General features: G+C 52.6%; 12 protein-coding genes. 11 read left to right on the top strand and 1 reads right to left on the bottom strand.

Annotation, left to right across the window (positions count from 1 at the left end):
* A complete protein-coding gene (gene map, locus ACJBF3_RS15825; protein WP_015572721.1) occupies positions 1–795 on the bottom strand; it encodes a type I methionyl aminopeptidase in 795 nt (264 codons plus the stop codon).
* A 321-nt stretch (positions 796–1,116) separates the two neighbouring features.
* Between map and rpsB the strand changes: the two genes are divergently transcribed.
* From rpsB to lpxD, 11 genes are all read left to right on the top strand, one after another.
* Positions 1,117–1,842 (top strand): 30S ribosomal protein S2, encoded by a 726-nt coding sequence (gene rpsB / locus ACJBF3_RS15820; protein WP_013095653.1) that lies wholly within the window; start codon positions 1,117–1,119, stop codon positions 1,840–1,842.
* Positions 1,843–1,958: 116 nt separating this feature from the next.
* The gene (gene tsf / locus ACJBF3_RS15815; protein WP_014830708.1) at positions 1,959–2,810 is read left to right on the top strand and encodes a translation elongation factor Ts; all 852 of its coding nucleotides are present in this window, start codon (positions 1,959–1,961) and stop codon (positions 2,808–2,810) included.
* A 150-nt stretch (positions 2,811–2,960) separates the two neighbouring features.
* A complete protein-coding gene (gene pyrH / locus ACJBF3_RS15810) occupies positions 2,961–3,686 on the top strand; it encodes a UMP kinase (RefSeq protein ID WP_008501910.1) in 726 nt (241 codons plus the stop codon).
* Positions 3,687–3,853: 167 nt separating this feature from the next.
* A complete protein-coding gene (gene frr / locus ACJBF3_RS15805; protein ID WP_014882629.1) occupies positions 3,854–4,411 on the top strand; it encodes a ribosome recycling factor in 558 nt (185 codons plus the stop codon).
* 94 nt (positions 4,412–4,505) lie between these two features.
* Positions 4,506–5,705, top strand: a complete 1,200-nt coding sequence (gene ispC / locus ACJBF3_RS15800) for a 1-deoxy-D-xylulose-5-phosphate reductoisomerase (protein WP_045327813.1) — start codon at positions 4,506–4,508, stop codon at positions 5,703–5,705.
* 186 nt (positions 5,706–5,891) lie between these two features.
* Positions 5,892–6,650, top strand: a complete 759-nt coding sequence (ispU, locus tag ACJBF3_RS15795; protein WP_024907522.1) for a (2E,6E)-farnesyl-diphosphate-specific ditrans,polycis-undecaprenyl-diphosphate synthase — start codon at positions 5,892–5,894, stop codon at positions 6,648–6,650.
* A 12-nt stretch (positions 6,651–6,662) separates the two neighbouring features.
* A complete protein-coding gene (gene cdsA, locus ACJBF3_RS15790; RefSeq protein WP_047716626.1) occupies positions 6,663–7,520 on the top strand; it encodes a phosphatidate cytidylyltransferase in 858 nt (285 codons plus the stop codon).
* 11 nt (positions 7,521–7,531) lie between these two features.
* Complete coding sequence (gene rseP, locus ACJBF3_RS15785; protein ID WP_032644133.1) at positions 7,532–8,884, top strand: sigma E protease regulator RseP; 1,353 nt, start codon at positions 7,532–7,534, stop codon at positions 8,882–8,884.
* A gap of 31 nt (positions 8,885–8,915) precedes the next feature.
* Positions 8,916–11,333 carry an outer membrane protein assembly factor BamA gene (gene bamA, locus ACJBF3_RS15780; protein WP_045327819.1) on the top strand — a complete coding sequence of 806 codons (2,418 nt, stop codon included), beginning with the start codon at positions 8,916–8,918 and terminating at the stop codon, positions 11,331–11,333.
* Between the two features lie 122 nt (positions 11,334–11,455).
* The gene (skp, locus tag ACJBF3_RS15775) at positions 11,456–11,950 is read left to right on the top strand and encodes a molecular chaperone Skp (RefSeq protein ID WP_032644135.1); all 495 of its coding nucleotides are present in this window, start codon (positions 11,456–11,458) and stop codon (positions 11,948–11,950) included.
* Positions 11,951–11,953: 3 nt separating this feature from the next.
* A complete protein-coding gene (lpxD, locus tag ACJBF3_RS15770; protein WP_045327820.1) occupies positions 11,954–12,979 on the top strand; it encodes a UDP-3-O-(3-hydroxymyristoyl)glucosamine N-acyltransferase in 1,026 nt (341 codons plus the stop codon).
* Positions 12,980–12,988: the final 9 nt, after the last annotated feature.

Genomic DNA, 12,988 nt, shown 5'->3' with positions numbered 1-12,988 from the left:
TCACTCAATGTTCGTCAGTATCGCCGGGATGGTGTCATCCTTGCGCAACGTCATAATTTCGCAGCCGTTGTCCGTTACCACAATAGTATGCTCGTACTGCGCAGACAAGCTCCGGTCTTTGGTTTTCACCGTCCAGCCGTCTTTCATGGTGCGGATGCGGTAGTCACCCGCGTTCACCATCGGCTCGATGGTGAAGGTCATGCCTTTTTGCAGCACCACGCCGCCGTCATCGGCATCATAGTGCAGAACCTGCGGCTCTTCATGGAAGACGCGACCAATGCCGTGACCGCAGTACTCGCGAACCACGGAGAACCCTTCTGCTTCCACAAACTTCTGGATGGCTGCACCGATGGTGCGCAGGCGAATACCCGGCTTCACCATTTTCAGCGCCAGGTAGAGGCTCTCTTGCGTCACTTTGCACAGGCGCTCGCCAAGAATAGTCGGCTTGCCAACGATGAACATTTTTGAAGTGTCACCGTGGTACTCGTCTTTGATGACGGTCACGTCGATGTTAACGATGTCGCCATCTTTCAGCAGCTTTTCGTCGTCCGGGATGCCGTGACACACCACTTCATTAATAGAGATGCAGACGGATTTCGGGAAACCGTGGTAGCCAAGGCAGGCGGAAACCGCGTGCTGCTCGTTCACGATATAGTCGTTACAAATGCGATCCAGTTCACCGGTGCTGACGCCCGGCTTCACGAACGGTTCGATCATTTCCAGCACGTCCGCGGCCAGACGACCGGCAACGCGCATCTTTTCAATTTCTTCAGGTGTCTTAATAGAGATAGCCATGTAATCTGTCCATCGGTGTCGATTTTTTCGACAATACTAGTCTAAGTGTCGTCAATGGTATCAGTCAGGCACGCCCCGTGCCAAATTGAGAATCATTAACAGCACTCACAGCCAACAACTGTTGGTTTCTGGTCGTGTTTTGTGGTATAAAGCGCGCCGGACTTCCGATCCATCTCAGATACACAGGCTGGACGGGAGCGACAAATCTCACTTTGTGTAACAACACACACGTATCGGCACATATTCCGGGGTGCCCTTCGGGGTCGGTAATATGGGATACGTGGAGGCATAACCCCAACTTTCAATATAGAGGTTTTAAACATGGCAACTGTTTCCATGCGCGACATGCTCAAGGCTGGTGTTCACTTTGGTCACCAGACCCGTTACTGGAACCCGAAAATGAAGCCTTTCATCTTCGGCGCGCGTAACAAAGTTCACATCATCAACCTTGAGAAAACTGTACCAATGTTCAACGAAGCCCTGGCTGAGCTGAACAAGATCGCTTCCCGTAAAGGTAAGATTCTGTTCGTTGGTACTAAGCGCGCTGCAAGCGAAGCTGTGAAAGATGCTGCTAACAGCTGCGACCAGTTCTTCGTGAACCATCGCTGGTTGGGCGGCATGCTGACCAACTGGAAAACTGTTCGTCAGTCCATCAAACGCCTGAAAGATCTGGAAACCCAGTCTCAGGACGGTACTTTCGACAAGCTGACTAAGAAAGAAGCGCTGATGCGCACCCGTGAACTGGACAAGCTGGAAAACAGCCTGGGCGGTATCAAAGATATGGGCGGCCTGCCAGACGCGCTGTTCGTAATCGATGCAGACCACGAGCACATCGCAATCAAAGAAGCTAACAACCTGGGTATCCCGGTATTCGCTATCGTTGATACCAACTCCGATCCGGACGGTGTTGACTTCGTTATCCCGGGTAACGACGACGCAATCCGTGCTGTTAGCCTGTACCTGAGCGCTGTAGCTGCTACCGTTCGTGAAGGCCGTTCCCAGGATCTGGCTTCTCAGGCGGAAGAAAGCTTCGTAGAAGCTGAATAATAAGGTTTTACCCCTTATTAGTACCGTGTATGAATAGGGGCCCATTACCGGCCCCTTTTTTCAATTTACACTGTTTGGCCCCGGCCGGGCAGTTCACATCTCCCGAGGATTTAAGAATGGCTGAAATTACCGCATCCCTGGTAAAAGAGCTGCGCGAGCGTACTGGCGCAGGCATGATGGATTGCAAAAAAGCGCTGACTGAAGCGAACGGCGACATCGAGCTGGCAATCGAAAACATGCGTAAATCCGGTGCGATCAAAGCAGCTAAAAAAGCAGGCAACGTTGCTGCTGACGGCGTGATCATCACTAAAATCGACGGCACCTACGGCATCATTCTGGAAGTTAACTGCCAGACTGACTTCGTTGCTAAAGATGGTGGTTTCCAGGCATTTGCGAACAAAGTTCTGGACGCAGCTGTTGCTGGCAAAATCACTGACGTTGAAGTTCTGAAAGCACAGTTCGAAGAAGAACGTGTTGCGCTGGTTGCTAAAATCGGTGAGAACATCAACATCCGTCGCGTTGCTTCTCTGGAAGGCGACGTTCTGGGCTCTTACCAGCACGGTGCACGTATCGGTGTTCTGGTTGCGGCTAAAGGCGCTGACGAAGAGCTGGTTAAACAGCTGGCAATGCACATCGCTGCAAGCAAACCAGAATTCGTTAAGCCAGAAGACGTATCTGCTGAAGTGGTAGAAAAAGAGTACCAGGTTCAGCTGGACATCGCGATGCAGTCTGGTAAGCCAAAAGAAATCGCAGAGAAAATGGTTGAAGGCCGCATGAAGAAATTCACCGGCGAAGTTTCTCTGACTGGCCAGCCATTCGTAATGGACCCAAGCAAGTCTGTTGCTCAGCTGCTGAAAGAGCACAACGCTGACGTAACTGGCTTCATCCGCTTCGAAGTGGGCGAAGGCATCGAGAAAGTTGAGACTGACTTCGCAGCAGAAGTTGCTGCAATGTCCAAGCAGTCTTAATGATTGAAAAGGAGCCGCCTGAGGGCGGCTTCTTTTTGTCACCCGTCACAGGAAATCAGACAGGCTCCAGTATCGCTGTGCTGATTTGCGGCATATCATGTCGCCAGAATTAACCCCCATCTTAATCGTTGACAGTCTCAGGAAAGAAACATGGCTACCAATGCAAAACCCGTGTACAAACGCATTCTGCTTAAGCTGAGTGGCGAAGCGCTGCAGGGATCGGAAGGCTTCGGTATTGACGCAAGCATCCTTGATCGCATGGCACAGGAAATCAAAGAACTGGTCGAACTGGGTATCCAGGTTGGCGTGGTCATTGGCGGTGGCAACCTTTTCCGTGGCGCTGGTCTGGCGAAAGCGGGGATGAACCGCGTTGTGGGCGACCACATGGGTATGCTGGCCACCGTTATGAATGGCCTGGCAATGCGTGACGCGCTGCATCGCGCCTATGTGAACGCCCGCCTGATGTCCGCGATCCCCCTGAATGGCGTTTGCGATAATTACAGCTGGGCAGAAGCCATCAGCCTGCTGCGCAACAACCGCGTGGTGATCCTCTCCGCCGGTACGGGTAACCCGTTCTTTACGACCGATTCCGCTGCCTGCCTGCGCGGTATCGAGATCGAAGCCGATGTGGTTCTGAAAGCGACTAAAGTAGACGGCGTGTTTACTGCCGACCCGGCAAAAGATCCTTCTGCCACCATGTACGATCAGCTGAGCTACAGCGAAGTGCTGGATAAAGAGCTGAAAGTGATGGATCTTGCCGCCTTCACGCTGGCTCGCGACCACAAACTGCCGATCCGTGTCTTCAACATGAATAAACCTGGCGCTCTGCGTCGCGTAGTCATGGGCGAAAAAGAAGGCACTTTGATCACGGAATAATTTCCGTTGACGATAAATACAGGTAAGATTCCGCTTTATTTTGTAGTGGTATCTTACCCGGGCGCGCCTTTGGCGTTGTCATGAATTAAACGCGACTATACTTAGCACACCTGTAGCGCTGTGCTGGCGGATAGTCTGCCTGAGACAAGTTTTCAAGGATTCGTAACGTGATTAACGACATCAGAAAAGATGCTGAAGTACGCATGGAAAAATGCGTAGAAGCGTTCAAAACCCAAATCAGCAAAATCCGTACCGGCCGTGCTTCCCCAAGCCTGCTGGATGGCATCATCGTAGAATACTACGGTACGCCAACCCCGCTGCGTCAGCTGGCGAGCGTGACGGTAGAAGATACCCGTACGCTGAAAATCAACGTGTTCGATCGCTCTATGAGCCCGGCGGTTGAGAAAGCGATCATGGCCTCTGACCTCGGTCTGAACCCAAGCTCTGCGGGTTCTGACATCCGCGTTCCGCTGCCTCCGCTGACGGAAGAGCGTCGTAAAGATCTGATCAAAGTCGTGCGTGGCGAAGCTGAGCAGGGTCGTGTATCCGTGCGTAACGTCCGTCGTGACGCGAACGATAAAGTAAAAGCGCTGCTGAAAGAAAAAGAGATCAGTGAAGATGACGATCGTCGTTCTCAGGACGACATTCAGAAAATGACCGACGCGGCCATCAAGAAAATTGATGCGGCGCTGGCAGACAAAGAAGCGGAACTGATGCAGTTCTGATTTCTATCGTACACTGATAAACGCCGTTCAGAGGGACTTTGGGTCTTGCTGGCGGCGTTTTGCTTTTATCTGGTCTAACTTTTTCGGGCATCTCATGAAGCATTTAACACTCCTCGGCTCAACCGGCTCTATCGGTTGCAGCACTCTCGACGTTGTTCGCCATAATCCTGAACTTTACACCGTGACAGCGCTGGTGGCCGGTAAGAATGTGCAGCGAATGGTCGAGCAGTGCCTGGAGTTTGCGCCTCGCTACGCGGTGATGGATGACGAAGAGAGCGCACGCCTGCTGAAAGCACAGCTGCTTGAGAAGGGCAGCCGAACCGAAGTGCTGAGTGGCCAACAGGCAGCCTGCGAGATGGCGGCGCTGGATGAGGTGGATCAGGTGATGGCGGCTATCGTCGGGGCGGCAGGATTATTGCCGACGCTTGCCGCGATTGATGCCGGTAAGGATGTTCTGCTGGCCAATAAAGAGTCGCTGGTCACCTGTGGACGTCTCTTTATGGATGCGGTGAAGCAGCGCGGCGCGCGCCTTTTGCCGGTCGACAGCGAACACAACGCGATTTTTCAGAGTTTACCGCAACCTTTTCAGCAGAACCTGGGGTACGCTGACCTGGAGCAGAATGGCGTAGTGTCTATTCTGCTAACCGGGTCTGGTGGCCCGTTTCGTGAAACGCCACTGTCTGAACTGCGCGCCATGACGCCGGATCAGGCGTGCCGTCATCCGAACTGGTCGATGGGGCGTAAAATCTCCGTTGATTCTGCCACCATGATGAACAAAGGTCTGGAATACATTGAAGCGCGCTGGCTGTTTAATGCGTCAGCGAAACAGATGGAAGTACTGATTCACCCGCAATCGGTGATTCACTCGATGGTGCGTTATCAGGATGGCAGCGTGCTGGCACAGTTGGGCGAGCCGGACATGCGTACGCCGATTGCCCATTCCATGGCGTGGCCAAATCGAGTGAAATCCGGCGTGAAGCCGCTCGATTTCTGCAAGCTAAGTTCCCTGACGTTCAGTGAACCAGACTATGACCGCTATCCGTGTCTGAAGCTTGCGATGAATGCTTTTGACCAGGGGCAGGCGGCAACGACGGCACTTAATGCAGCCAATGAAATTACCGTTGAAGCATTTCTGAATCAGCAAATTCGATTTACCGATATCGCGTCGTTAAATTTATCGGTACTGGAGAAGATGGATTTGCGCGAACCACAAAGCGTGGAAGAGGTGCTGGCGGTGGATGCAGCTGCGCGTAATATTGCGCGCCAACAGGTGACACGCCTCGCAAGCTGGTGATAAAGCAAGCACTAGTCGTCGTGCTATTTGTTAGCGTTGGGCTTCAGTGATATAGTCTGCGCCACCTGATCGCAGGTATTTGACTTAATGTGGTCAGGTGAGCCGTGGTTTGACACGGCTTTTTTATGTATAGGCTTCAGTATTCCTGAGTACCGTTAAATCCTTTTCAGGGACAAAAAACGCGTTATGTTGTCTGCGAATCAACCAATAAGCGAAAATTTGCCAGCTCATGGCTGCCGTCATGTAGCAATCATTATGGATGGCAATGGCCGCTGGGCGAAAAGACAAGGGAAGATACGAGCCTTTGGGCATAAAGCGGGGGCGAAATCCGTTCGCCGCGCCGTTTCTTTTGCCGCCAACAACGGCATTGATGCGTTAACGCTCTATGCTTTTAGCAGTGAAAACTGGAATCGACCGCTGCAGGAAGTGACTGCGTTGATGGAGCTGTTTGTGTGGGCGCTAGACAGCGAAGTAAAAAGCCTGCACCGCCACAACGTCCGCCTGCGCATCATTGGCGATACCAGTCGTTTTAACTCACGTTTGCAGGAACGGATTCGTAAAGCAGAGGCGCTGACGGAAAATAATACCGGTCTGACGCTGAATATTGCGGCGAATTACGGTGGACGCTGGGATATTATCCAGGGCGTTCGGCATCTGGCCGAACAGGTTCAGGAAGGGCTGTTGAGACCCGACCAAATTGATGAAGAGGCGCTGAGCAAGCAAATCTGCATGAATGAACAGGCGCCTGTGGATTTGGTAATTAGGACAGGGGGGGAACATCGCATAAGTAACTTTTTGATATGGCAGATTGCCTATGCCGAACTTTACTTTACGGATGTTCTTTGGCCCGATTTTGATGAACAAGACTTTGAAGGTGCGCTGCATGCCTTTGCCAATCGAGAGCGTCGTTTCGGCGGCACCGAGCCTGGTGGCGACAAAGCCTGATGGGGGTAGCTTTTGCTGAAGTATCGCCTGATTTCCGCTTTTGTATTAATACCCATTGTCATTGCGGCGCTGTTTTTACTGCCCCCAGTGGGATTCGCGATTGTCACGCTGGTGGTGTGCATGCTCGCCGCGTGGGAATGGGGACAGTTTAGCGGCTTTACCTCGCGCTCTCAGCGAGTATGGCTTGCGGTACTTTGTGGCTTTATCCTGGCCATAATGCTGTTTACGCTGCCTGAATATCATCATGATATTCATCAGCCGCTGGTCGCCGGTTCCTTGTGGATATCGCTGGCCTGGTGGGTGGCGGCGCTGTTGCTGGTTCTTTTTTATCCAGGCTCAGCGGCTTTGTGGCGTCACTCAAAAGTGCTGCGACTGATTTTCGGTTTGCTCACAATTATTCCTTTTTTCTGGGGTATGGTTGCGCTGCGCGCCTGGCACTACGATGAAAATCACTACAGCGGTGCGATCTGGCTGCTTTATGTGATGATTCTGGTCTGGGGGGCTGACTCCGGGGCCTATATGTTTGGTAAACTGTTCGGCAAACATAAGCTGGCGCCGAAGGTTTCTCCGGGCAAAACCTGGCAAGGATTCATCGGCGGCCTGTTTACGGCAGCGATCATCTCCTGGGGCTACGGCGTCTGGGCGAATCTTGAAGTGGCACCGTCAATACTGCTGGTGTGCTCGATTTTTGCTGCGCTTGCCTCCGTGCTCGGTGATTTAACCGAAAGTATGTTTAAGCGTGAAGCAGGGATTAAGGACAGCGGACACCTGATTCCAGGGCATGGCGGCATACTGGATCGCATTGATAGCCTGACAGCGGCTGTTCCCGTGTTTGCGTGTTTGCTTTTACTGGTATTCGGGACGATTTAACGGAAGGTTTTATGCTGAGCATTCTCTGGAATCTGGCGGCGTTCATTGTTGCACTGGGTGTACTGATTACCGTGCATGAATTTGGCCATTTCTGGGTTGCTCGCCGCTGTGGCGTGCGCGTAGAGCGGTTTTCCATCGGTTTTGGTAAATCACTCTGGACGCGCACCGACCGTCACGGCACGGAATTTGTCATCGCCCTTATTCCGCTGGGCGGCTACGTCAAAATGCTCGACGAACGCGTCGAGCCCGTCGCGCCAGAGCTGCGACACAGCGCATTCAACAATAAAACCGTTGGACAACGCGCCGCCATCATTGCTGCCGGACCGGTAGCCAACTTCATCTTTGCGATTTTCGCTTACTGGCTGGTGTTTATCATCGGCGTCCCTGGCGTTCGTCCGGTAGTGGGTGAAATTGCGCCCAACTCTATCGCGGCGAGTGCGCAAATTACATCCGGGATGGAACTTAAAGCGATTGATGGCATCGAAACCCCTGATTGGGATGCCGTGCGACTGCAGCTGGTAGCCAAAATCGGCGATCCGCAGACCACCATCAGCGTATCGCCGTTTGGTTCAGATGCGCGTCAGGACAAAGTACTCGATTTACGTCACTGGCGTTTCGAACCAGACAAAGAGGATCCCGTCGCTGCGCTGGGCATTCGTCCACGCGGCCCGCAAATCGAGCCGGTATTAGCCGAAGTCCAGGCCAATTCGGCGGCGAGCAAAGCGGGTTTGCAAGCGGGCGACAGGATCGTTAAAGTCGATGGTCAACCATTAACAGAGTGGATGACCTTTGTTACTCTGGTGCGTGATAATCCGGGAACGTCTCTCGCGCTGGAAGTTGAAAGGCAGGGCAGTCCGCTTTCGCTGACGCTGATCCCGGATACGAAGTCGGTCGGCAAAAAGGCAGAAGGGTTTGCAGGCGTGGTGCCAAAAGTGATCCCGCTGCCAGATGAGTACAAGACAATACGCCAGTATGGGCCGTTCAGCGCCATCCTTGAAGCCACGGATAAAACATGGCAACTGATGAAGCTGACGGTCAACATGTTGGGGAAATTGATAACCGGTGATGTGAAACTGAACAACCTCAGTGGGCCAATTTCGATTGCTCAGGGGGCTGGGATGTCAGCGGAGTTCGGGGCGATTTACTATCTCATGTTCCTCGCGCTCATTAGCGTGAACCTTGGGATAATCAACCTGTTCCCGCTTCCCGTTTTAGACGGGGGTCATCTGCTGTTTTTAGCGATTGAAAAGCTGAAAGGCGGACCGGTATCCGAGCGAGTTCAAGACTTTAGTTATCGCATTGGCTCGATTTTGCTGGTGCTGTTAATGGGGCTTGCACTTTTCAATGATTTCTCTCGGTTGTAAGAGAGTTAGTTAGGAAGAACGCATAATAACGATGGCGATGAAAAAGTTGCTCATAGCGTCGCTGCTGTTTAGCAGCGCCACCGTATACGGTGCTGACGGGTTCGTAGTGAAAGACATTCATTTCGAAGGCCTTCAGCGTGTCGCCGTTGGTGCGGCCCTCCTCAGTATGCCTGTGCGCCCCGGCGATACGGTTAATGATGATGATATCAGTAACACCATCCGTGCTCTGTTTGCCACCGGCAACTTCGAGGATGTCCGCGTCCTGCGCGATGGTGATACGCTGCTGGTACAGGTAAAAGAACGTCCAACGATCGCCAGTATCACTTTCTCCGGCAACAAGTCGGTGAAAGATGACATGCTCAAGCAGAACCTTGAAGCATCCGGTGTTCGTGTGGGGGAATCCCTGGACCGCACAACCCTTTCAGACATTGAAAAAGGTCTGGAAGACTTCTACTACAGCGTCGGTAAATACAGCGCCAGCGTGAAAGCGGTTGTCACTCCGCTGCCGCGTAACCGTGTTGACCTGAAGCTGGTCTTCCAGGAAGGTGTTTCTGCGAAGATCCAGCAGATCAACATTGTTGGTAACCACGCGTTCAGCACCGACGAACTGATCTCCACCTTCCAGCTGCGCGACGAAGTGCCGTGGTGGAACGTGGTGGGCGATCGCAAATACCAGAAGCAGAAACTGGCGGGCGACCTTGAAACCCTGCGCAGCTACTATCTCGATCGTGGCTATGCGCGTTTCAATATCGACTCGACTCAGGTCAGTCTGACTCCGGACAAGAAAGGCATCTACATTACGGTTAACATCACTGAAGGCGATCAGTACAAGCTTTCGGGTGTTGAAGTGAGTGGTAACCTGGCCGGACATTCTGCGGAAATCGAATCGCTGACCAAAATTCAGCCAGGCGAACTGTATAGCGGTTCCAAAGTGACCAAAATGGAAGACAGCATTAAGAAGCTGCTCGGCCGCTATGGTTATGCCTACCCGCGCGTACAGACGCAGCCGGAAATTAACGACGCGGATAAAACCGTTAAGCTGCACGTGAATGTGGATGCGGGCAACCGTTTCTACGTGCGTAAGATCCGCTTCGTCGGTAACGACACCTCCAAAGACTCCGTTCTGCGTCGCGAAATGCGTCAGATGGAAGGGGCATGGTTGGGGAGCGACCTCGTTGATCAGGGTAAAGAGCGTCTGAACCGTCTGGGCTATTTTGAAACGGTGGATACCGATACCCAGCGTGTACCGGGCAGCCCGGATCAGGTTGATGTCGTCTATAAAGTGAAAGAGCGCAACACCGGTAGCTTCAACTTCGGTGTGGGCTACGGTACGGAAAGCGGCGTCAGCTTCCAGGTCGGCGTGCAGCAGGATAACTGGCTGGGTACGGGTTACTCTGTCGGGATTAACGGCACCAAAAACGACTACCAGACCTATTCTGAGTTCTCTGTCACTAACCCATACTTCACCGTTGACGGTGTGAGCCTGGGCGGTCGTATCTTCTATAACGACTTTAAAGCAGACGACGCGGATCTGTCTTCCTACACCAACAAGAGTTACGGTGTAGACGGTACGCTTGGCTTCCCGGTTAATGAATACAACACCCTGCGTGCGGGCTTAGGTTACGTGCATAACGACCTGTCCAACATGCAACCGCAGGTGGCGATGTGGCGTTATCTGGACTCTATTGGTCAGTCAACCAGCAAAGATGGTCATAACAACGGCTTCGCGGCGGATGACTTCACCTTTAACTACGGCTGGACCTATAACCGTCTCGACCGTGGCTACTTCCCAACGGAAGGTTCTCGCGTCAACCTGAACGGTAAAGTGACCGTGCCGGGCTCCGATAACGAGTTCTACAAGGTGACGCTGGATACCGCGTCCTACTTCCCGATCGATGACGATCATAAGTGGGTAGTGCTGGGTCGTACCCGCTGGGGCTATGGCGATGGTTTAGGCGGCAAAGAACTGCCGTTCTATGAAAACTTCTATGCCGGTGGTTCCAGTACCGTGCGTGGCTTCCAGTCCAACAACATTGGTCCGAAAGCGGTCTATTACGGTGGTAACGACAAGGATAACTGTAACAAATCCTCGTCTTCTGAGGTCTGTAGCTCCAATGACGCGGTGGGCGGTAACGCCATGGCCGTTGCCAGTCTGGAGTTCATCACCCCAACGCCATTTATCAGCGATAAATACGCGAACTCGGTTCGTACCTCCTTCTTCTGGGATGCGGGTACCGTGTGGGATACCAACTGGCAGAATACCGCCCAGATGCGTGATGCTGGCGTTCCAGACTACAGCGATCCGAGCAATATTCGCATGTCTGCCGGTATCGCATTACAATGGATGTCACCGCTGGGGCCGTTGGTCTTCTCTTACGCCCAGCCGTTTAAGAAATATGATGGAGATAAGTCGGAGCAATTCCAGTTTAACATTGGTAAAACCTGGTAATAATCCGCGGCAAAGGAATGCGTTGGCAGTGTAGCGCTGACAACTGGCGATCGGTAACACGGTCGCCTTGCCACGCAAAGAACGGTACCTTCTGGTGCCAATGGGATGGTAAGGAGTTAATTGTGAAAAAGTGGTTATTAGCTGCAGGTCTCGGTTTAGCGATGGCAACTTCTGCTCAGGCAGCAGACAAAATTGCAATCGTCAACATGGGTAATTTGTTCCAGCAGGTTGCACAGAAGACTGGTGTTTCTGCGACTCTGGAAAACGAATTCAAAGGCCGTGCAAGCGAACTGCAGGGTATGGAAAACGATCTTCAGTCCAAAATGCAGCGTCTGCAGCGTGATGGTTCTACCATGAAAGCAAGCGACCGCAGCAAGCTGGAAAAAGACGTAATGGCTCAGCGCCAGACGTTCTCCCAGAAAGCGCAGGCTTTCGAGCAGGATCGTCAGCGTCGTTCTAACGAAGAACGCGGCAAGCTGGTGACTCGCATTCAGACCGCTGTTAAGGCAGTGGCTGCCGATCAGAGCATCGATCTGGTTGTAGATGCGAACGCCGTTGCTTATAACAGCAAAGATGTTAAAGACATCACTGCTGATGTTCTGAAACAGGTTAAATAAGTAATGCCTTCAATTCGACTGGCTGATTTAGCTCAGCAGTTGGATGCAGAATTACACGGTGATGGCGATATCGTCATCACCGCTGTTGCGTCCATGCAATCTGCTAAAGCTGGCACGATTACCTTCATGGTAAGCCCTAAGTACCGTGAGCAACTGGCTCAATGCCAGGCGTCAGCGGTTGTTCTGACGCAGGACGACCTCCCATTTGCCACTGTAAGCGCGCTGGTAGTGAAAAATCCCTACCTGACGTATGCACGCATGGCTCAAATTCTTGATACCACGCCGCAGCCGGCGCAGGACATTGCTGCCAGTGCAGCGATTGATGCGACGGCAACGCTGGGTAGCAACGTCGCCGTTGGCGCGAATGCGGTTATCGAGTCCGGCGTTGTGCTGGGCGATAACGTCGTTATTGGCCCAGGTTGCTTCGTTGGGAAAAATACGAAAATCGGCGCCGGGACCCGTTTATGGGCCAATGTGTCCGTTTATCATGACGTTGAAATTGGCGAAAATTGCCTCGTCCAGTCCAGCACCGTGATCGGTTCTGACGGCTTTGGTTACGCTAACGATCGCGGTAACTGGGTGAAGATCCCGCAGCTTGGTCGCGTTATTATTGGCGATCGCGTAGAGATCGGCGCCTGCACCACCATTGACCGTGGCGCGCTTGATGACACGATCATTGGCAATGGTGTTATCATCGATAACCAGTGCCAGATTGCGCATAACGTTGTGATTGGCGACAATACCGCAGTTGCGGGTGGCGTCATCATGGCTGGCAGCCTGAAAATTGGCCGTTATTGCATGATTGGCGGTGCGAGCGTGATTAATGGTCATATGGAAATATGCGACAAGGTCACAGTGACGGGCATGGGCATGGTTATGCGTCCTATCACTGAACCTGGCGTCTATTCCTCCGGCATTCCGCTCCAACCCAACAAGGTATGGCGTAAAACAGCAGCTCTGGTGATGAACATTGATGATATGAGCAAGCGCCTCAAGTCTCTTGAGCGTAAGATCGATCAACAAGATTAAGCGTCATCC

The sequence above is a fragment of the Enterobacter sp. PP-008-ECC_S150 genome, assembly GCF_045257065.1.
Lineage (GTDB): Bacteria > Pseudomonadota > Gammaproteobacteria > Enterobacterales > Enterobacteriaceae > Enterobacter > Enterobacter chengduensis.
Note: the sequence above shows the minus strand (reverse complement) of the source record. Positions and strands in the feature narration are given on the sequence as shown.

Coding starts and splice junctions, on each gene's coding strand:
- tsf (WP_014830708.1), top strand. CDS start 1,959: ATGGCTGAAATTACCGCATCCCTGGTAAAAGAGCTGCGCGAGCGTACT.
- ispU (WP_024907522.1), top strand. CDS start 5,892: ATGTTGTCTGCGAATCAACCAATAAGCGAAAATTTGCCAGCTCATGGC.
- map (WP_015572721.1), bottom strand. CDS start 795: ATGGCTATCTCTATTAAGACACCTGAAGAAATTGAAAAGATGCGCGTT.
- rpsB (WP_013095653.1), top strand. CDS start 1,117: ATGGCAACTGTTTCCATGCGCGACATGCTCAAGGCTGGTGTTCACTTT.
- rseP (WP_032644133.1), top strand. CDS start 7,532: ATGCTGAGCATTCTCTGGAATCTGGCGGCGTTCATTGTTGCACTGGGT.
- pyrH (WP_008501910.1), top strand. CDS start 2,961: ATGGCTACCAATGCAAAACCCGTGTACAAACGCATTCTGCTTAAGCTG.
- lpxD (WP_045327820.1), top strand. CDS start 11,954: ATGCCTTCAATTCGACTGGCTGATTTAGCTCAGCAGTTGGATGCAGAA.
- bamA (WP_045327819.1), top strand. CDS start 8,916: ATGGCGATGAAAAAGTTGCTCATAGCGTCGCTGCTGTTTAGCAGCGCC.
- ispC (WP_045327813.1), top strand. CDS start 4,506: ATGAAGCATTTAACACTCCTCGGCTCAACCGGCTCTATCGGTTGCAGC.